The 20,962-nt window shown below is 65.0% G+C and carries 13 protein-coding genes; 6 read left to right on the top strand and 7 right to left on the bottom strand.

The window, feature by feature from the left end; translation table 11 throughout:
* Positions 1 to 6 precede the first annotated feature (6 nt).
* Positions 7 to 807, top strand: a complete 801-nt coding sequence (locus tag A8V01_RS01605; RefSeq protein WP_103094221.1) for an SDR family oxidoreductase — start codon at positions 7 to 9, stop codon at positions 805 to 807.
* A 3-nt stretch (positions 808 to 810) separates the two neighbouring features.
* On the opposite strand, the gene A8V01_RS01600 is transcribed toward A8V01_RS01605, so the two are convergent.
* The 3 genes from A8V01_RS01600 to A8V01_RS01590 form a co-directional block, all read right to left on the bottom strand.
* A complete protein-coding gene (locus tag A8V01_RS01600) occupies positions 811 to 978 on the bottom strand; it encodes a YbdD/YjiX family protein (protein WP_103094220.1) in 168 nt (55 codons plus the stop codon).
* Between the two features lie 2 nt (positions 979 to 980).
* Entirely contained in the window at positions 981 to 3,026 is a 2,046-nt protein-coding gene (locus A8V01_RS01595; RefSeq protein WP_211294933.1) for a carbon starvation CstA family protein, read from the bottom strand.
* Positions 3,027 to 3,152: 126 nt separating this feature from the next.
* Positions 3,153 to 5,126: an OPT family oligopeptide transporter gene (locus tag A8V01_RS01590; RefSeq protein WP_103094218.1), complete on the bottom strand. Its 1,974-nt coding sequence runs from the start codon at positions 5,124 to 5,126 to the stop codon at positions 3,153 to 3,155.
* 145 nt (positions 5,127 to 5,271) lie between these two features.
* Between A8V01_RS01590 and A8V01_RS01585 the strand changes: the two genes are divergently transcribed.
* Positions 5,272 to 6,150, top strand: a complete 879-nt coding sequence (locus tag A8V01_RS01585; RefSeq protein ID WP_103094217.1) for a nucleotidyltransferase family protein — start codon at positions 5,272 to 5,274, stop codon at positions 6,148 to 6,150.
* A gap of 249 nt (positions 6,151 to 6,399) precedes the next feature.
* Entirely contained in the window at positions 6,400 to 7,239 is an 840-nt protein-coding gene (locus A8V01_RS01580; RefSeq protein WP_103094216.1) for a LysR substrate-binding domain-containing protein, read from the top strand.
* Between the two features lie 6 nt (positions 7,240 to 7,245).
* Here the strand turns inward: A8V01_RS01580 and A8V01_RS01575 are convergent, their stop codons facing one another.
* Positions 7,246 to 8,610 carry an FAD/NAD(P)-binding protein gene (locus tag A8V01_RS01575; RefSeq protein ID WP_103094215.1) on the bottom strand — a complete coding sequence of 455 codons (1,365 nt, stop codon included), beginning with the start codon at positions 8,608 to 8,610 and terminating at the stop codon, positions 7,246 to 7,248.
* A gap of 241 nt (positions 8,611 to 8,851) precedes the next feature.
* Here A8V01_RS01575 and A8V01_RS01570 point away from each other — a divergent pair, with 241 nt between their 5' ends.
* On the top strand, positions 8,852 to 11,278 hold the full coding sequence (locus A8V01_RS01570; protein ID WP_245892245.1) for a putative bifunctional diguanylate cyclase/phosphodiesterase: 2,427 nt from the start codon (positions 8,852 to 8,854) through the stop codon (positions 11,276 to 11,278).
* Here the strand turns inward: A8V01_RS01570 and A8V01_RS01565 are convergent.
* From A8V01_RS01565 to A8V01_RS01555, 3 genes are all read right to left on the bottom strand, one after another.
* Positions 11,275 to 12,261, bottom strand: a complete 987-nt coding sequence (locus tag A8V01_RS01565) for a pectinesterase family protein (RefSeq protein ID WP_103094213.1) — start codon at positions 12,259 to 12,261, stop codon at positions 11,275 to 11,277. The two genes, A8V01_RS01570 and A8V01_RS01565, sit on opposite strands and share 4 nt — an antisense overlap.
* Positions 12,258 to 15,371: a sugar-binding domain-containing protein gene (locus tag A8V01_RS01560; protein ID WP_211294932.1), complete on the bottom strand. Its 3,114-nt coding sequence runs from the start codon at positions 15,369 to 15,371 to the stop codon at positions 12,258 to 12,260. Before A8V01_RS01560 ends, A8V01_RS01565 begins: the two co-directional genes overlap by 4 nt.
* 175 nt (positions 15,372 to 15,546) lie before the next feature.
* On the bottom strand, positions 15,547 to 16,623 hold the full coding sequence (locus A8V01_RS01555; RefSeq protein ID WP_245892239.1) for a LacI family DNA-binding transcriptional regulator: 1,077 nt from the start codon (positions 16,621 to 16,623) through the stop codon (positions 15,547 to 15,549).
* Positions 16,624 to 16,734: 111 nt separating this feature from the next.
* On the opposite strand from A8V01_RS01555, the gene A8V01_RS01550 reads away from it, so the two are divergent.
* Complete coding sequence (locus A8V01_RS01550; protein ID WP_211294931.1) at positions 16,735 to 19,350, top strand: glycoside hydrolase family 3 C-terminal domain-containing protein; 2,616 nt, start codon at positions 16,735 to 16,737, stop codon at positions 19,348 to 19,350.
* Between the two features lie 23 nt (positions 19,351 to 19,373).
* Positions 19,374 to 20,663, top strand: a complete 1,290-nt coding sequence (gene pelA / locus A8V01_RS01545) for a pectate lyase (protein WP_103094210.1) — start codon at positions 19,374 to 19,376, stop codon at positions 20,661 to 20,663.
* Positions 20,664 to 20,962: the final 299 nt, after the last annotated feature.

Genomic DNA, 20,962 nt, shown 5'->3' with positions numbered 1-20,962 from the left:
AGGACAATGGCATTTTCCCTCGACCAGTTTCGCCTCGACGGCCGGGTTGCAGTGGTTACCGGCGCCGGTGGACGCGGCAACTCCATCGGCCGTGCCTACGCGCTCGGGCTGGCCAATGCAGGCGCCGCAGTGGTCGTGGCCGATCTAAACGGTGACGGCGCGCAGGCGGTTGCGGATGAAATCGTCGCAAGTGGGGGCAAGGCGCTGGGCGTGCAGGTCGATGTGGCCAACGAAGCATCCACCTTGGCCATGGCCGCCACCGCTTGCGCACAATTCGGCGGGATCGATATCCTGATCAACAATGCGGCGCTGATGGTCGATATCAGCTACGACAATTGCGAAACCGTCAGCCTGGAAGCGTGGAACCGCGCCTTCGCGGTCAACCTCAACGGGGCCCTCCTGTGCGCGCGGGCAGTCGTTCCCTCGATGCGCGAACGTAACAAGGCATTCGGCTGGGGAGGCCGGATCATCAACCAGACCAGCGGCGGCGCATTCCCGGCGACAGGACTTTACGGTATCTCCAAGCTGGCACTGGTCGGACTGACGACCACGCTTGCCAAGCAGTTCGGCAGGGACGGCATCACCTGCAACGCGATCGCGCCGGGGAATGTGAAGTCGGATGCCGGAAAATTGCTGGTGCCGGACGATTCGCCGTTCATCCAGTTCCTCGACATGACATGCGCGCTACGGGCCCGCGGTGAGCCTGACGAACTGGTGGGTACGGCCATCATGCTCTGTTCGCAGGCAGGTCAGTGGATCACCGGGCAGACCATCCACGTCGACGGAGGGTGGGTTCTGCGCCCCTGAGCGTCAGCAGCACTTGCCGCCGCCCGCCCCGCCGTAACGCGCCTGTTCACGGTTACGGAAAAACTCGATCCGGCTCATCGGGACCGCTTCGGGGTGGTGGCGGGCCATGTGCGCAAGATACGCCTCGTAAGGCGGCTGCCCTACCATCAGGCGCAGCATGTTGCGCAGCATTCTCATTCGGCCGGGACCAGCTGCAGCGGCGATTCATTCACCGTCGGCCGGTCATCCCGCAGAGCGGCAAGGCAAGTGCGCACGGTGAAGAACATCAGCGAAATCACGACGGCAAGGAAGATGGCACACAGGCCCGCATCGATGCGGTCGTTGAAGACGATCGCCTGCATTTCCTGCATGGACTTGGCCGGCGCCAGAACGGTACCAGCCTCCATGGCGGCACCATACTTGGCGGCGTGTGCCAGGAAGCCAACGGCGGGATCGCCCGAAATCAGCTTCAGCGCGCCTGCACTGAGCGTGCAGATAAGCAGCCATGCGGTCGGGATCACCGTGACCCAGGCGTAGCGCTGCTGCTTCATTCGGAACAGCACGGTCGTCGCCAGCATGAGCGCTACCGCGGCGAGCATCTGGTTGGAGATACCGAAAACGGGCCAGAGCGTGTTCACCCCGCCCAATGGATCGGTAACGCCCTGGTACAGGAAGAAGCCCCAGCTGGCGACACAGATCGCTGTCGCAACCACGCCCGGAGCCCAGGATGTTCCTGCGCGGAACGACGGTACGACAAGACCAATAAGATCCTGCAGCATGAACCGTCCGGCGCGGGTGCCTGCGTCGACCGCAGTGAGGATGAACAACGCTTCAAACAGGATGGCGAAGTGATACCAGAATGCCTTCATCGCCGTGCCGCCGGCGACATGGCTGAAGATCTCCGCCATCGCTACCGCCAGTGTCGGTGCGCCGCCGGTGCGCGAAACGATGGTGTGCTCACCCACATCGCGCGCGGTCTGGACCAGAAGGTCTGCGCTCACCGGAAAGCCCATCGCCGTAACGGCGTGCGCGGCGCTGGCCGGGTCGGTCCCCAGGATCGCCGCCGGGCTATTCATTGCGAAGTAAATGCCGGGATCAAGAATGGATGCCCCCACCAGCGCCATGATCGCTACGAAAGCCTCCATCAGCATTGCGCCATAACCGATGAACGGAGCATCTGCTTCGCTGCCGATAAGCTTGGGCGTCGTCCCGCTGGCGATCAGTGCATGAAAGCCTGAAACCGCACCGCAGGCGATGGTAATGAACAGGAACGGGAACAGCGCCCCGGACCAGGCAGGACCACCCCCGCCAACGAACTGGGTCAGCGCCGGCATCCGCAATGGCGGCGCCATGACCACGATGCCCACCGCAAGCGCGGTGATCGCGCCGATCTTGAGGAACGTGGACAGGTAATCGCGCGGGGCCAGCAGCAGCCAGACCGGCAACAGCGACGCCAGCGCTCCGTAGCCGATCAGGATCCAGCACAAGGTTTGCGGCGTGAACGTGAACAACGGTCCCCAGAACGCGGACGCGGCTACGTTCTGGCCGAACATGATGGCCGCGATCAGGCCCACGAAACCCAGCACCGAGACTTCGCCGATCCGGCCGGGTCTGATCCACCGGGTATAGACGCCCATCGCCAGCGCCAGCGGGATCGTTGCCGCTACCGTGAACATGCCCCAAGGGCTTTCGGCCAGCGCACGTACCACGATCAGCGCCAGCACTGCCAGGATGATGACCATGATCAGGAAGGCACCGATCAGCGCGATGGTGCCCGCGACAGCGCCCATTTCCATCCGGACGAGTTCGCCCAGCGATTTACCGTCTCGCCGCATGGAGATGAACAGGACCATGAAGTCCTGCACTGCCCCCGCGAGCACTACGCCGAAAATGATCCACAAGGTTCCCGGCAAATAGCCCATCTGCGCGGCCAGCACCGGTCCGACGAGCGGCCCGGCCCCGGCGATCGCGGCGAAGTGATGACCGAACAGCACGCGCTTGTCGGTGGCGACATAATCCAGCCCGTCGGCACGGTATATCGCCGGCGTGGCTCTGCGCGGGTCGAGCCGCATCACATGTCGCGCAATGTAAAGCGCATAGTAGCGGTAGGCGACAAGGAAGCAGCTTACCGCCGCGACGACGATCCACAGCGCATTGATCGGTTCACCGCGCGAAACGGCCAGAACCGCCAAGCAGATCGCACCGACGACCGCGAGGATGACCCAGGGGATATGCTTCAAGAGGTGCTCTCCAGTGCCGATGCCCCGGCATCCGCCGGAACCGCAGGCCGCAACCGGCCCATCTTGCTATCCTTCGCACCTAAAGACCACCCGCACCTGCGGATCAACCCCGCAGCACGTGCAAAATCAGCCGATCAGCTTGCGTGTGCGGCCATAAAGGAACGCGACAAGCACGAAGAACAAGGCCGTTCCGCCGACAAGTGCAGGCACCTCGAAGCCGTCACCGACCAGCGCCAGCGGAGCATCGCTTCCGGACGCAGCGACGATCCCTGCAAAAACAACGCCCCACAGGCTTTCTCCCACGATCATGCCGGTCGCGGTCAACACGCCCATCCGCAAGGCGAATTCGGGGTCTTTGCGCCGTTCAGCCCAGCCATCGTACCAGCGACCGATCACCGATCCGATCACCACCGGCAGGATTGCGCTCATCGGAAGGTAAATGCCGATCCCCACTGCGAGCGGCGGCAGACGCAGAAGTCCGACCTTGCCGAGCACTTCGTCAAGAACGATGAACGCCAAGCCGGCGGCTGCGCCCCAGCCGATCATCGTCCAGTTGAGATCGCCGCCAAGTACACCTTTGGCCAAGGCAGAAATCAACGCCGCCTGCGGGGCGGGCAAGGCGTTCGGACCGGCTCCAGGCATACCGGCGAAGCCGAAAGCCGTGTTGAGAAGATCCAGTACCGGCGGGATCACCAGCGATCCGAATACCACCCCGATCACCAATGCGACCTGCTGTTTCCATGGCGTGGCGCCCACCAGCTGGCCGGTCTTGAGGTCTTGAAGATTGTCATTGGAAATCGTCGCCACACCAAAGACGATGCCGGTGACGATAAGTGCATAAGCTACCAGCGCCGAAGCGGTATCCGCCCCCTGCTCCCGCCCGAACAGCCCGACAAGCATCAGCGAAGCCGCCACGACCGAAAGAATGCCGATACCCGATACCGGTGAATTGGATGCGCCGATCAGGCCCGCCATGTATCCGCAGACCGCCGCGATCAGCAGGCCGAACACCACCACGAAGACCACAGCCCCGGCAATCAGCACCAGTTCGCTTCCGGCCAGCGGGCCTCCCGCAATGACGCTCCACAGCAGCACGGCAATCGGCAGCAGCATTGCCAGCGCGCCAAGCGCAACAGCCGTGATCGGCAAGTCCTGCTCCTCTATGGCAAGCGCTTCACCCGCATGACGCGCACGGCTGGCGGCCATGGCAGAGCGCACACCCCCGATCACCGGCCCGGCGATCCGCAGCAGCGTCCACACCGCCGCAACGCCGATTACCCCCGCTCCGAAGAAACGCACATCGCGCGAGAAGATCGTGCCCGCCCACGCACCGACATCGCCCGCCATGGGGCTTTGCGCAGTAAGCATCGGCAGCAGCACCCACCAGCCGATGGCAAGGCCAAGGAACATCGCCATGCCCACCGACAACCCCACGAGATGGCCCACGCCCAGCAGCGCAAACGAAAGTCCACCGGAAACCCCGGTCGCGCCTGCCCCGGCACGGAACCATACCGCAGCTTCACCCACGATCAGCCGGGTCTGCGTCAACACCGCAAAACCAGCCGATGCCAGAGCATTCCAGACCAGTACCGAAAGCCCCTTCGCGCTCTCCTGAGCCCCCTCGCGCGAGCCGGAGCCGACGCGCAGCACTTCGGCAGCCGCGTGCCCTTCGGGGTACGGCAGCGGCGTGTCGACTACCAGCGCACGGCGCAGAGGAACTGAGAACAGCACGCCGAGAATGCCGCCCGTTCCCGTGATCGCGGCGGTCGTCCAGTAGGGGAAGCCCTGCCACCAACCGATCATCACCAGACCGGGCAGGACGAAGATGATCGCCGCCAGAGTCCCCGCCGCGCTGGCCACGGTCTGGACTATGTTGTTCTCCCAGATGGTGGAATCCCTGAAACCGCGCAGGATCGCCATCGATATGACCGCCGCCGGGATCGAGGTGGCGAACGTCAGGCCCACCTTCAGGCCGAGATAGACGTTGGCGGCCGTGAACAGCAAGGTTATCGCGCCACCCAGCATGATGCCGCGAAGCGTCAGTTCCTTCGCAGAAGCCCGCCCGTCTGCCTGCTGCGTCTCCACGATGTCCTTCGCCATTGCGTCCCTGCGTGCCTGAATGTCCAAGGCGTGCCTCTTGGCACGGAGAGCGGATGGAGGACAGCGCAAATCACGCTCGCCAACGCCTACGCAAAGCCGCAAAGTTTCACCAGTCCGTCACATCGTTCATCGATAACGGCCGGCCATGGATACTCTGACGCACGCCGCGTCCGCCGCATATGCGGCAGGGCAGAAATACGCCGGACCGCCGGTGCGCATGATCGTACTTGCCGGTCGCCACCCGCGCGAAACCGATGCTTTGGCGCAGCGCTTCGGGATGAGCCACAAGTGTCTGATCCCTTTGGCCGGTCGCCCGCTGGTGGCACATGTGCTGCAAACTGCGGCGATCCATCCCGCGATCGAAAGCCTGGCAATCTGCGTCGAGCCCGAAGCATTCGAGGGGCTGTTCGATGTCCTTTCCCAACTCCCCGGCCGAGGCATCGCCAAACTGGTGGAAGCGCGGGAAAACCTTGTCGACAGTGTGCTCGCCGCTGCTCATGGGTGGGAGGGGCCGCTGCTGGTAACGACGGCCGATCATGCCTTGCTGACGCCTGCTTCGATCGACGCGATGATCGCCGCGCTCGACACTTCGGACGCTGCTTTCGCCATGGCGCCGCGCGACGCGGTGCTGGCCGTACATCCGCAGCATGCGCATCCATTTCTTGAATTCTCCGACGGCGCCTATGCCAGTTGCAACCTTTACGCGGCGGCAGATCCGGAAGCCTTGCGCGCTGTTGAAGTGTTTCGCGGTGGCGGCAGGTTCGCGGGCAATGCACTCGGCGTGCTGCGGGCGTTCGGCTTCATCAACCTTGTCATGCTGCGGCTTCGTGCGAACAGTTTGACTGCCGCAACCGAACGCGTATCGCGCAGGATCGGACAGCGCCTGCAGCCTGTGCTGATGCTCGACGGTTCGCAGGCGCTCGACGTGGACGATAGTCACACCCACGCCGCTGCCGAGACCCTGCTGGCCGAACGCAGTGCGCCTCCCCACCCGACCGTTTACCGAACCCAGCATCGAAGCTAGCAGACGCACGCCGTCCCTATCGAGCGACAGCCGCCGTCGCAGACTGGTCGAAAGCAGGCGATAGCCCGCGAACGTCCACAACTTCAAATGAAGGCCCGCACCATCGAGAGTGCGGCAATGCGTTCGGCCGCCCGCAGGCCCCCGGTTGAACAAGCTTGCTTGACGGATGAATATGTCTACTATTTTGATTGAGATATAGTCATGTCACATGGACTGCCCGCTATTCTACCCTTCTTTGAAAGTCCGACGATGCCCGTGAATCTTCCGACGAACCTTCTGCGCAGCTTCGTTGCCATCGTCGATGCCGGCTCGATGCTGCATGCATCCGAACACGTATTCGTAAGCCAGTCTGCGCTTAGCCTGCAGATCAAGCGCCTTGAGGAACTGTTGCAACAATCGCTTTTCCATCGTGAAGGGCGCCGCCTTGCGCTGACCGTGCATGGAGAACTGATGCTGGATTATGCCCGCAAGGTACTGGCTCTTCATGACGAGGCGGTTGCCGCGGTATCGGCCGGGCAGTTTGCCGGTCAGGTGCGAATAGGCATGGTGCAGGATCTGGCAGAATTGCTGCTGAGCGGGCTTCTTGCCCAGTTCGCTGACCTGCACCCCGACGCGGAACTCTATTCGCGCGTTGCGGGTACTGCGGAACTGATGGACCTTCTGGAGCGCCGTCAGCTTGACATCGTGCTGGGCTTCGCACCGCCCGGCGATGGCAACGCAGTAACGAAGGCACCAATGTCGTGGTTCGGCAAGGATGAATTGGCATCGCTGCGAACCGTCCCGCTGGCCGTTCTTGAGGCTCCGTGCCGCTTTCGCGATGCAGCGATTCGCGCGCTTGAAGATGCCGGGCGGCCATTTCGCATAACTGTCGAGACGCCGAACCTGGCGACTTTGCGCACGGCAGTGAATGCCGGGCTGGGTCTTACCTGCCGAACCCGGATGTTCCAGCCCGACGCTCCGCTGGACGACATCGGCCTGCCTCCACTGCCGCAAGTTGCCTGCGTGCTACATACCGCGCCTGCGCTTGACGGACCGACGCACCAACTGGCGACGCTGGCCCGCGAGGTCGTGGCTGCACTGCCCGGTTGAGCAGCGTCAGAGCCCCTCGCCGCCAACCCAGTGTTCATCGGCAAGGAACCGCGCAAGGCCCCACACCTGCCGCCGGATGTCGGGCACGGCGACGATTTCCCACGCCTCTCCTTTCGTAATCGGACCGACTGCCAGCAGGCGGTCCTGCACATTCCCGGCGGCATCGCGCACGCGCCCCAGATGATCCACATCAACGCCCAGCCCATGCGCGTCGCTGCGGATGTGCCCTGCGTTCAGCAATTGCGTGAGCACGGGCGCTGCGACCCGATGCAGGTTGCCATCCGGACCAGCGCAATTGAACACGCGGCCGACCTCTATGGCCTCGACACCATCCTGCCCTCTGGGACGATAGGACACGTTGGCCCGCCCTCCGGCATCCTCGGCGCCGCAGAGCTTGCCCGCCACGTACTGTAACCGCCCGGCGGCTTCCATAACTTCAAGCCGCCGGGCGACCGAAGGGGCAAGACGGTGACGGTGAATGTCCCAATAAGGCCGCAAGTGACGAAGGAAGCGCGCCTGCGCATCAGTAGAGTGGCGACGCCAGATGTTCTGGGTGTGCGGCCTCAGGGCATCGACCGCTCCGCGCCAGCCAATCTCGCCCGCCCGTTGCCGCACAACCCGGATCAGCTCGGCCCCACGCATGTCCGGGTCAGGCACCGGCGTCACCACCGGCCCGCTTTCTGCATGAGCCAGGGGCTTGAGTCCACGCCGGGACAGCACCGTTACCTTGCCCTCGAACCCCGAGCTGTCCAGCGACAACACGACATCCGCCGCAGTCAGGCCGCTTCCCACCACAAGCACGTGATCCAGATCGGCCAGGCCCTCCACAGCGCCTTTGTCCCAGGGGTCGGCGCTGTAAAGGTGTACAGGCAATGCTTCGAGTACCGGGTGCGGCGCAGGTGGAAAGTTGCCCAGCGCCAGCACCACCGCGCGGCAGTCGATCGTATCGCCGTCCGCCAACCGCACTTGCGCGGTGACCGCGTCGAAACCGACGGCACATGCTTCCCCATCGATGATTGCGGCATCCGGCCCTGCCTTGGCCAGCGCCTCTACCAGCAGTTCGCGCAAGTACGTGCCGTAAGTCAGGCGAGGAACGAAGCGATTGGCCTCGTCCACCTCGGAGAAATCCATCCAGCGCAGGAAATGCTTCGCATCGTCCGGGAACGCGCTCATGTTGGCGGCGCGCACGTTGAGCAGATGCTCAGGCCGGCGGGTTCCGAATGCCACACCTTTGGCCAGCTGTGCCGAATGGCGTTCTATCAGGGCAACCTTGACGCCATATCGCAGCAGGTTGATCGCCAGAAGGGTTCCGCTGAAACCTCCGCCGACGATGGCGATAGGCAGGTCACGGGCGGCATTGCGACTATTCATGAAAAGAGAGATTCCCGTCCGGCTGATAGGAGCTGGCTAACAGGAAAACCACGCGCGGGGGTATTTTTTGTCCTCATACATCACTCGCTTGCCCTGCCGCGGCGTTAACCATTGTTAGTGACCTTCGGTTTATACGGTAGCCTCCTGCTTGGGGTTGGGCATGCCGTTTCGGTCATTTTTCGTCTTTATCTGTCTGCTTGTCGCGGCATTATCCTGCACGTCCCCGGCGCATGCGAAGACAGTGCGGCTCCGGTCCGAGATGTGCTACGCGACCGCCGCGAAGGACTTCCACGCGACCCCCGCGTCGCTCGGCCGGCTGTCGTTCGACTGCCGCCATGCCCCCGCCTATTCGAGATACCGCGAAGGTTGGGTATGGCTGAAGCTGCGGAACCCGGATGCGCTCGCCGGCCTGCCATCGGGATGGCTGCTGCTGACGGACCAGACCCGGTTCAAGCAAATGACCGCGATAGTCACCAGCCCGGTCAACCGCCCCCAGATCACGACGATCGCCCCCGGTTCGATCGGAGAGCACTGGGCACTGGGTGGCATGCTGCGCTTTGCGGTCGACACCCCAGGATCGCAGGTCGACAACGTCTACATCGGCTACCGCGAAATGGACGGCCTGCCGCTGATGCGCAAGGTGACCGCCTCCAGCCCCCAGAGCCTCCTTCATCTTGAGGGTATCTGGCTTGGCCTGATGGGCATATTTGCCGGCGCCATCCTTTCCGCCTTCGCCTATAACCTGCTGATATACACGGGTCAGCGACTGGTGTTTCAGCGCTGGTATCTGCTCTGGTCGCTGCTCGTCGTGGCCTATGGCCTGACTTGGACCAATGTGCTGGCCTTTGTGATCCCGGAATATGTCGGGCCGGTCGCAGTGACGTTCGACTATGTGCTCGTCGCCGGGTTGATCGCGGCGGGCAACATGTTCTTTCTCGTCGTCGTCGAGGAAGGTCTGTTGCCCCGGTGGCTGGTGCGCTGGGGCACGATCTGCGCGTGCCTCAATCTTGCGGTTGGGCTGCTTGCCGCGTTCTCTCCCATTGCGACCCCGGTGACCATCGACCGCTGGCTGAACACGGTGTTCGTTCTGAGCGTCGCCAGCGTGGCGACCGGGACCGTGATCGCACTGCGCGCCCGCAGCCGGGTCGTGTGGTTCTACCTGCCGGGATGGACGCCGGTGCTGTCGGTCTTCATCCTGCGCGTAAGCCGCAATTTCGGACTGGTGATACAGGACGACGTGGTCGACATGGCCACCTTCGCCGCCCTGGCGTTCGAATCCATCGCCCTTTCGCTTGCCATCGCCGACCGCTTCCGGCTGCTGGGCAAGGAGCGTGACGCAGCCGAACAGGCTCGCAAGGTCGCCGAAGTTGAAAGCGAGACATTCCGTCGTGCTGCACAGACAGACTACCTGACAGGGCTTGGCAATCGCGCCGCGTTCCAGACCGCGCTGCGGACCATGTGCGACAGCGCGCCCCTTGGCCCGTTCATGTTGCTGCTGGTCGATGTCGATCATCTCAAGCACATCAATGACCGTCTGGGCCACGATGGCGGCGACCTGCTGCTCATCAACGTCGGACGCGGCCTTCTTACCGCAGGTGGACCTTCGGCGCATGTCTCGCGCATCGGAGGTGACGAATTCGCCATCCTGCTCCCGTGGACCTCCATGGAAGAAATGCGCATCCGAAACGCGCTGGAGCAGTTGCAGGGCACGACGCTCAACCACGGCGGCCGGACCTGGGCCCTGTCGCTCAGCATCGGACTTGCTCGCTTCCCACGAGACGCAAATGACGCCGATGTGCTGGTCAAGAATGCGGATCTGGCGCTGTATCAGGCCAAGCAGGAAGGGCGCCGCCGTCTGCTCGATTATGCCCCCCATCTGCGGGAGCAACTCGACAGCCGCCAGCTGTTCGGGCAGGAAGCGCGGCAGGGTATCGAGCGAGGCGAATTCTCGCTCCACTATCAACCCATCGTCGATATCGAAAGCGGAGCCGTCGGCACCTACGAGGCGCTGCTGCGCTGGCAGCATCCGGTCCACGGCCTTATGACTCCGTCCGTATTCGGCGACATGCTGAACGAACGCAAGCTGGGCCTGGCGGTACAGCAGCATGTGCTGGACATGGGGTTGGCAGCCCTGCGGGATAATCCCGACCGCCTTTCAAAGCTATCGATCAACCTGATCGGCGCGCAACTCGACTGCCCCCATGCCGCCAACCGGCTGCTGGCGCGGCTTCGCGACTTCAGTGTTGCCCCCCAGCGCCTGTGCATCGAGGTAACGGAGGACTTCGTGCTCGGCCGCGCCGTGGACGAGACTGCAAAGGCGCTGGACATACTGCACGAAGCGGGCGTCACGGTGGCGCTGGATGATTTCGGCACCGGCTACGCCTCGCTCATCCATCTCAAGCATCTGCCGTTCGACGTGCTCAAGATCGATCGGTCCTTCACTCTCGGCCTCTTCGACGACGACGGGCAGAGTGAAGCCATCATTCGCGCCATCATCGGGCTTGGCCAGAACCTGGGCAAGCAGGTGGTAGCCGAAGGGATCGAGACCGAAGCCCAGCGCCGCAAGCTGGCGGAGATGGGCTGCAGGCTTGGCCAGGGATACCTTTTCGCCCGCCCCGCCCCGCTTCAGACCTTCTCACCGATCCATGCGGCGGCTTATGCGGCCTAACGCTTCTGGGCATGCGCAATCCAGCGGGTATCTCCGCCGAAGAATGTTTCCAGCCGCCAGGCCTGTGCGCCTTTGGCATCAAGCCAGGTCACTTCCTTCGCCAGCGTCAACCCGGAAGCGCCTGCCCCGCTCGGAGCATAAAGCGCATAGCGCGTAGTCGGCAGCTTGTTCGTCTTGCCCGGCGTCCATTCGGTGAAGGCCCCCGGCGCCAGCGGCGTATCAATGACCGGATCGAGGAACACTACCGAGGCATAATCGCGCCATGGCCGCCCCAGCGATACATCGTGCGCCTCTGGATCGGCGGTAAGGTGGCAATCCTCGAACACGAAGGCGCTGTCTTCGTCCGGGGCGTTGCGGCTCTGCGCGGTGTACATGACGGACTCGTGCGCCTCGCCATGGAGCTGGCACTTGCGGAAGAACGCCTTGGCGTTGCCGAACACGAAATCGACGTGGCCCGCGATATAGCAGTTCTCGAAATAGGCGCGGGTTTCCTTGCCGCCCTGCCCGTCGTTGACGAACAGCGTATCCTGATGACCAAGCATCCGCACGTTCGACACCACCGCCGCGTCTCCGGTCAGCGATACGGCGACCGCCTGCGAAGGCGCATGTGCGCGGTCGAGCCACCAGTCGTTGGACACCGTCAGGTTGCGCATCGTAAAGGATGCGCCGGTCACCGTGAGCGTTGCTGACTTGAAGGTTCCGCCCGCCGTCATCGCCGAATCGCCGTAGACCAGCACGACATCTTCCGCCCGCCTGCCCGTGCCTGCCAAGGTCACATTGGCAGCACTGACGGTCAGCTTCTCGCGGTAGGTTCCCGGCGCGATGAGAACCGTGCCGCCTTCCGTCGCAACCGCATCGATCGCGGACTGGACGGTATGAAACGCGCTCGCCTTGGACGGGTCGACATGGACAGTATTGGCCAGCGCAGGCGCGCTCAGCACGGCAGGGGCAAGCAGCGCCGCCCGGATCAGTCGACAGCTCATGAAGTCCTCCCCTGTCCTGCCAGCCATTCGACGGCATTGGCAAGGAACCTGCGCTGCAGCGGCGCCACCATGTCCGGCATGCGGTGCAGGACCGCACGCATACCCTTGTTCGCGGCCACCAGCGTTGCCGCGCCGTTGTGGCGATCGTGATCGCGGCTGTAGCCCGCGACGATCTCCACCCCCGGCCCATCTACCAGCAGCCCATTGGACAACCGCCCGTCGACCTGATGGAAGATCCCTGCCGCCCGGTCCGCCGGGATACCGGCGAAGAGCGGGTGCGCGCGCAAGTAGTTCCAGTTGCCCATCCACGGCGCGCGGATATCTCCCACGGTGCCGTTGAATTCCAGCAAGCCGAGGTCCGCCAACTGCCGGGCGACGCCTTCGGAGAGGCCGTCCTCCGGCACCAGCGCCAGCAGCGGCACGCCGGAGCGCACGGCCGCGAGCACCTGCGGCGACAGTTCGCCCAGCACAAGTTTGGGTTTTTCGCCTTTCTTCGGCTGGGCTTCGAGGCCGGTCTGTTCGCCAATCTGGCGACGCGCGATTTCCTCTGCCTTGAGGCCGGAAGCGATGACGAGATCATAATGCTGCCCCGGCCGGACCTCTTCCAGCCTGAGCCCCTGCAGTGCCTCCAGCTGCGTCCGCAGGCTGCGCGCGATGCCGGATACCGCGATGCGCCGCCCGGAGGCCACTTGCGCGGGCAGCGCCGTCACCCACAGACTGCGCGTGAACGTGGCATCGCTCGCGCCTGAAAACGCCAGTCGAACCTGCCACTCCCCTTCCCGCGTCAGCGCCGGGGTAACGACTTCGCGCGCCACCAGCTGGCTGAACCGGTCAGGCTCCGTAGCCGCCACCGGATAGCGCCCCAGTTCGGCCACCGCGCCTTGCGGATCGCGCAGGGACAGCGTCAGTTCGCCGCTTACCGGCCTGCCGGTATCGTTGAACAGGAACAGGTCAAGCGCCGCCCTCTCCCCCGCCGCGTAAGCCAGCCTGCGCTGCTTGGCGACCGGACGCACCGGCAGCAGGGTGGCGCGCACCGGCGCCGGATCGGCCTTGAACCCGCGCAAATTGTCGACGATGCCGGAATGGTTCTCGATCGCGGTCGTCTCCCACCCGCTGATCGCTGCCACATCCACCTCGTCGCCGATGCGGATGTTCTCCATGTAGTTGCCCCAGGCGTCATAGCATTTGCGCCCGATCGACAGGAACAGATCCTGCGCGGTAGGGAATGCCTGCCGGAAACCCCAGCGATCAAGGAACGCCTCGGTATTTGCGAGGATTTCGGCATGGTCGGCCAGATCGTAAGAGCGCCCGCCGCCCTTGCGGATCGTCTCGACCATGGCGGCGTGATCGTCGGCCACGGCGCAGCCTTCCATCTCGCCGAACTCGACGATGAAGGGCTTGCCGGTCTGCCGGTGGATGTAGTCGTCGGGGTTCTTGTAAAACGCATCATACCACTGGTCGCCCGCGCCCTGATGGTTGTCCCACCAGCCGCCCCACTCGACCTCGTCCGAACGATAGTATTTGTCGCTATAAGGCACGTACATCGCCTGGGATGCGCCGCGCTGGACGAAGCCATCGTTGAGGATCACCGTGCGGCTCGGATCGGCGCGGTGCATCGCCAGCAGCACTGCCTGCACGTCCGGGTTGGCAAGGTCCGCGCCCAGTTCGTTCTGGAGCGTGTACTGCACCAGCGAGGGGTGCGAGCGAAAAGCCCGTACCATCGCCACGCACTTTTCCACCTGATAGTCGCGGGCGAACCGATCGGCGTCCGAAAGTTCGCCGTTCTTGCCGTATCCGGCAATGGCAAAGCGGCCTCCGCCGGGCTCCATCACGCGCAGCAGGCCCATCTCGTCCTGCCGGTCCAGCACCTCGCGCTTGCCGACGTTGCGGTGGAAATGCAGGCAGTTGAGGCCCAGGGCCTTGGCCGCTTCCACTTCCTTCGTGGCCAGTTCGGGGCGCGGCCAGAGCCCATTGAACCCCCAATACCCCCACGAGATCGCCGAGTAGAGCTTGATCCGCCGCCCGTTGAGCCGCAGCATCCCGTCACTGCCCAGCCCCTCCGGCGCGAACCAGCGGAACCCGAATCGCACGTCGGCCGTATCCTTGCCGAACGACAGGCGCAGGGTGTGCAGCACCGGATCGTCGATGTCCCACAACTTCGCCCGTGGCGCCTCCACACGGAAGCGCAGGTGGAGCGTGGCGCCATCGGCCCGTGTTTCTTCCAGCGTCACTTTCGCCGCAACGCGCGCTCCGGCGGCGTCAAGCAACACCGCCTTCGCCAGCTTCGCGCCCCTTGCCGTCAGCGCAGCATCCCGGCAGGCCACTTCCATATGCGCGGTCACCACATGCGGGTCGGGCGTATTGAGCACCCAGGCGTCGGCCACGTGCGCATCAAGCGGATGGCTGGTGAGATGCACATCGCGGTCGATCCCGCCGAACCCGTGGGAACGGAAAAGCTTCACCGCGCCCCAGGTCATTGTGGTGGAATCGCGCCAGTCATACCGGCCGCCCGGATTGGTGATGCGGATCGCCAGCCGATTGCGCCCGCCCGGTCGCAGCGCGCCGGTCAGGTCGCAGACGATCGGCAGTTCGGCCATGATCGAATAGCCGACCAGCTTCTCATTGAGGAACACCTCCGCCCGCAGCCGCGCGCCACGGATGTGCAAAAGCGCGCGCCGTTCCGCGAATGAGGCCGGCGCATCGAAGTCCTTCGTCCACCACGAAACTCCGCGGTACGCGCCGTTCTGCGGCACCGGATCGTCGTTGGCATAGCGATATTCGTCGTCGGTGTAGGGCCGCTCTCCCAGCTTGCCCCAGACGTGCTCCTCCACCGTGGTCGGCAGTGTGACGGTAACCGAAGGGGCCGTATCCAGCACGTTCCAGCCCCCGGTCGGCGGGTTGACCGGCAGGTTGGTAAGATCGACCTGCGACGGCAGGTGGATGCGATCGTCCTCGAACCGTGCCTCGCGATCAAGCCAGAGACGCCAGCCCTCGTCCGGCAGCGAAAGGCGATTGCCGCTTTCCACGGCCAGCGCGGCTGAAGGCAGCATCGATACTGCACCCGATGCCCCGGCGACGCCGAGGAATCCCCGGCGGTCCAGCGCGGTCAACGCTGCTTGTCCCATAGGCGTGCGGATCGATGCTGTTCCATGCCATCCTGTCCCCTGTTTGCGGCGCCTGCTTGCTGCTCGGCTGCCTCATCAGAGATAGCGCTATCATCGAAGCAGGGAGATGCGCAAGGGGGCTTGACCCCAAGCTCTGCAAAACGGCGTCCGGCGCTTGCCCTCAGGCTGCAGGAGCGGCGTCGGACTCGCGCTGGATCAGCTCGAACGTCATCTGCGCATGCCGGGGGGCCAGGCGACGGCCATCGCGAGAGGTGCGGATATCCTCGACCAGTTGGATCACCGCGGCGCGCGACATGTCCGCGATAGGCTGGCGGATCGTGGTGAGTTCCGGCCAGGTTGTCGTCGCCTGCGGGGCATCGTCGAAGCCCACCACGGTCAGGTCGCCCGGCACGTCCAGCCCCATGCGGTGGGCCACCGAAACGACCGCCGCCGCCATGTCGTCGTTGCTGGCGAAGATCGCGGTGGGCCGCTCTTCCAACGCCAGCAGCTGCTGCGCGGCGTCAAGGCCGGAGCGGTACGTAAACAGCCCTTCGACCACCAACGCCGGGTCCGACACCTGCCCCGCTTCCCCCAGCGCATCGAGGTAGCCGTAAAGCCGCAGCGCCGAAGCCGTCTGGTCCGGATTGCCGGAAATGAAGCCGATGCGTTTGTGGCCCAGCTTCACCAGATGCAAAGTCATCGCCGCCGCCGCTGCGCGGTCATCGATGTTGACAGAGGACAGGAACACCGGCGGGCGCCCGGAAGCCACCACAACGGCAGGAACTTCCGCCTCCTGCAGTAGCTGGTGGATGTCATCGGCATCGCAGAGCGGCGGGGGCAGGATCAGCCCGTCCACCCCGCCATCGATCAGCCGCCGCACGATCTCGGCACGGTCTTCCTTGTTCTCGCACAACTGGACCACAAGCTGCACGTTCGCCCGGCTCGCCTGATCGAGACTGCCGACGAGGAATTCGTTGAGATACCCGGCGCTGGGATTGCTGTAGAGCAGGCCGATTCGAACCTCGCTTGCGGCGGCAAGGTTGCGGGCGGCGGCGCTGGGCGAATAGTTCAGCGCCTTGATCGCCGCCTCGACCCGTTCACGCGTTTCCTCGCGCACGTTGGCCTTGCCGTTCATCACGCGCGACACAGTCATGAGCGAAACGCCGGCCTCACGCGCAACGTCGGCAATGGTGTTGCCCGCGCGCGATCGCCGCGAAGAACGCGGCCGCATGGGTGATCCTTCGATGCCGTCAGCCATGCCCGCGTCTCTACTCCCTGCCTGAACCCTCGCTGCTAACGCGCCCGCAAGCCGCTTGCAATGCGGCGGCATGATTGATAGCGCTATCAGCCAATGACAGGGGAGAGCATCGTGACGCACCGAATCGGGCTGCTGCTGTGTGCGGCGACCATCGTTCTGCCGACCATCGCCAAGGCGCAGGACACCGTCAAAACACCGGACAATGCCGCCCTTCAGGCGCGCGCCTCGGAAATGGTCCGCGCGATGACGCTTGAGGAAAAGGCCGCGCAGCTCAAATCAGATGCCCCGGCTATTCCGCGCCTTGGGCTTCCCGCTTACGACTGGTGGAGCGAGGGTCTGCACGGCGTCGCCCGTGCGGGAGAAGCCACCGTGTTCCCGCAGGCCGTCGCCATGGCCGCCACCTTCGATGCCCCGCTGATCGAACAGGCCGCCGAGACGATCGCCACCGAATTTCGTGCCAAATACCGCCAGACGCTTGGCCCGGATGGCAGTTCCAAACGCTATCGCGGCCTGACGGTGTGGTCGCCCAACATCAACATCTTCCGCGATCCGCGCTGGGGGCGCGGGCAGGAAACCTTCGGCGAGGATCCCTACCTCACCGGCCTGATGGGCGTATCCTTTGTGCGCGGCCTGCAGGGCGATGACCCCACGTTCTACAAGACCGCCGCCGTCGCCAAGCACTTTGCCGTACACTCCGGCCCCGAAGGCAACCGCCACCGCGAGGACGTCCACCCATCTGCCTACGATCTGGAGGACACCTACCTTCCCGCTTTCCGCGCCACGGTGACCCAGGCCCGGCCCGCCGGGATCATGTGCGCCTACAACGCCATCGACGGCGTGCCCGCCTGCGGCTCGCCGCTCATGGCGCAGCGGCTTCGCGGGGACTGGGGCTTTGCCGGGCATGTCGTGACCGACTGCGCGGCGATGGTCGATTTCTTCAACCCCGAAGCCCACGCCTACAGCCGCGATCCTGTAGATGCAGTGGCCAGCGCAGTACGCGCCGGGACCGACCTCATCTGCATCGAGTTCGGACGCGACAAGTCCTCGGACCCGGCGATCATCGTTGAGGCCGTGCGCAAGCGCCTGCTGCCCGAGAACCTGCTGGACCGTGCGGTTGTGCGCACGCTGACGGACCGCCTGCGCCTTGGCCTGCCCGGCGAGACGACGCCCTATTCCGCGATCACCCCGGCCGAGAACGACACTCCCGCAAACGCCGAACTGAACCGCAAGGTCGCGCGCGAATCGCTGGTCCTGCTCAAGAACGACGGGCTGCTGCCGCTGGCGAAGGCGCCGCGCTCGATCGCGGTGATCGGGCCGAATGCGGACAGTGTCGATGCGCTGGTGGGCAATTACAACGGCACTCCGTCAAAGCCCTTCACCTTGCTGGAGGGTCTGCGCCAGCGCTTTCCAGAAGCGCGCATCGATTACGTGCAGGGCACCGGCCATGTCGGCCCGCCGCTCAAGCCCGTTCCGGCGGCGGTGTTCTGCGTCGATGCCCAATGCCGCACAAAGGGCGTCACCGTCGAGGAGTTCGCCGGGACCGCGGCCGAGGGCAAGCCCCGTGCAAGCCGGACTGGCGCCGAGGTGCATTTCGACTGGGGCCGCCCCACCCGTGCGCAGCGCAGCACGGCGATGCGCTGGAGCGGCTGGATCGTGCCCGAGGCGACCAGCGAATATCACTTCCGCATGAACCTTGACGATGGCTACCGCATCACCGTGGACGGGCGCGAGATCGCCGATGCCTGGGACCCCGGCGACCCGCCGTCCATCCACAACGACGGCGTCACGCTCACCGCAGGCAAGGCGCACAGGATCGTCGTGGAGGCGCGGCAGGAGGGCGATCGCGGCGACCAGTCGCTGCTGTGGACCGACATGCGCGAACAGGAGGATGCCGCCGTCGAGGCAGCGCGCAAGGCCGATCTCGTCGTCTTCGCGGCGGGCCTCAACGCAAAGCTGGAGGGTGAGGAAATGCGCGTCAACGCGCCCGGCTTCGCAGGCGGGGACCGCACCAGCCTTGATCTTCCCGCACCGCAGGAAGGGCTTCTGGAAGCGCTGCACGCCACCGGCAAGCCGGTGATCCTCGTCCTCATGAACGGCAGCGCGATGAGCGTGAACTGGGCGCAGGGCCACCTGCCCGCCATCGTCGAGGCGTGGTATCCCGGCGGGGTCGGCGGGCGCGCGGTGGCGGACATGATCGCCGGCGATTTCAGCCCCGCAGGCCGCCTGCCGGTGACCTTCTATGCCTCTGCCGACCAGCTTCCAGCCTTCGGCGACTATGCGATGAAGGGGCGCACCTATCGCTATTTCACGGGCAAGCCGCTCTATCCCTTCGGCCACGGTCTCAGCTACACCAGCTTTGCCTATGCCGCGCCGAAAGCCGCGAAGCAGGCCGTCGCGGGCAAGGCGCTGGAAGTCTCCGCAACGGTGACCAACAGCGGTACGCGGGAGAGTGACGAGGTTGCGCAGCTCTATCTGCGCCGTGCAGGTGGCCCTGCCCGTCATGCGCTTCAGGGCTTCACCCGCATCCACCTCAAGCCCGGCGAGCGCCGCGAGGTGCGCTTCACGCTTGATGCGCGCGCGCTCAGCACCGTCGATGCGGCGGGCCTGCGCAGCGTGATGCCGGGCGAGGTCGAAGTATGGGTCGGTGGCGGCCAGCCCGATACCGGCGCGCCCGGCGGCTGGACGAAAGTCCGCCTGACCGGCAAGGCCGTACCGCTTCCAAAATAACGACATTCGAGGGAGAGAGAACCATGCGCAACCTGAAGGCCCTGCTCCTTGCCACCGCTCTTGTGGCCGCGCCGCTGCAGGCCGCGACGATCGGCAGCATGACCCCCGCCGAGCCGGTAACCGCCGCGCGCATCGATGCCCTGCCCGGCGCGCAGCAGGCGGCGTGGGATCGCTACCTTGCCCGCTCTCACGCACTGATGGCGGCGGACAAGGCGGCGCTGGCGGCAGAGCGCAGGACGCACGCTGCAAGCAATCCGCCCTCCGGCCCATCGGGCGGGGGCGGGATGCCGATGGACAAGCCCGCCACGTGGTATGCCGCCGCGCAGGCGCGGCGGATCGCAGCCACCGTAGTCAGTTTCCAGACCCCGGCGGGCGGCTGGGGCAAGAACATGGACCGCTCCGGCCCGGCGCGCGTTCCCGGCCAGAGCTGGGTTCCGCACGAAAACCTGCCCGCCAACGCGCGCGAGGATATCGTCAGCACCAGCGAGGAATGGCGCTATGTCGGCACTATCGACAACAACGCCACGCTTGACGAAATGCGCTTTCTTGCCCGCGTTCAGGCGCAAGCGCCGGGCAAGGAAGGGGACGCGCTGCGGGCCTCGTTCCGCAAGGGGCTGGCCTATCTGCTGGAAGCGCAGTTCCCGAACGGCGGCTGGCCGCAGGTCTACCCGCTGCAGGGCGGCTACCACGATGCGGTGACCTACAACGACGATGCCATGGCGCAAGTGCTGGCGCTGCTGGCCGACGTGGCCGCGCGCAATGGCGACTTCGCTTTCGTATCCGCCGCCGATGCCGCAAAGGCCGGGACCGCGCACGAACGCGGGATTGCGGTGATCCTGGCAACGCAAGTGCGGATCGGCGGAAAGCTGACGGGCTGGTCGCAGCAGCATGACGCGCTGACGCTGGCGCCGGTCGGCGCGCGCAACTTCGAGCCTGCCGCGCTGTCCAGCAACGAAAGCGCGCGGCTTCTGGTGGTGCTGATGCAGCAACCCTCGCCTTCAGCGCAGGTGGTTGCCGCCGTGCACGGCGGCGCGGCGTGGCTGCGCGCGGCGGCCGTGCAGGGCAAGGTCTGGGGGCTGGCTGACGACGGCATCGCGGGCAAGCACTTGTCTGACAAGCCGGGAGCAGGCCCGATCTGGGCGCGGTTCTACGACATGACCACCGGACGGCCAGTGTTCGGCGACCGGGACAAGTCGATCCATGACGATGTGAACGAGATCAGCCTGGAGCGGCGCAACGGCTACAGCTGGTTCGGCAGCGGGCCGGGTCAGGCGCTGAAAGCGTATGAAAGCTGGGCGAAGACACACGCCTGACCTGCGCCCCCGGAAGACCACTCGGGGAGGTTTTTTGCAGCGCATACGTCATTGCCCGCTGGCGAGTGCGGGCCATTACGCCGGGGGAAGATAACGCAATCCGAGGTAAAATCGGGTCGGCGTCGGGAGCGTCCACGCAGGGACGCGGGGGGTTTGTGTTCCGCGGGCTCAGGCGAGTGGCCGGGTAGCAGCGGGCAGCCCGGCTCGACCAGCATTCCATCGAACTCGTCCCGTATGGCCGACGTCAGGGTTCGCGTCTTGGGCGGCCATGGGTCATCCGGGATAGGACATCCGATGTC

Source organism: Novosphingobium guangzhouense (genome assembly GCF_002896965.1).
In the GTDB taxonomy this organism is placed as follows: domain Bacteria; phylum Pseudomonadota; class Alphaproteobacteria; order Sphingomonadales; family Sphingomonadaceae; genus Novosphingobium; species Novosphingobium guangzhouense.
The sequence above is the reverse complement of the archived record's forward strand: the minus strand, read 5'-3'. Positions and strand labels throughout refer to the sequence as shown.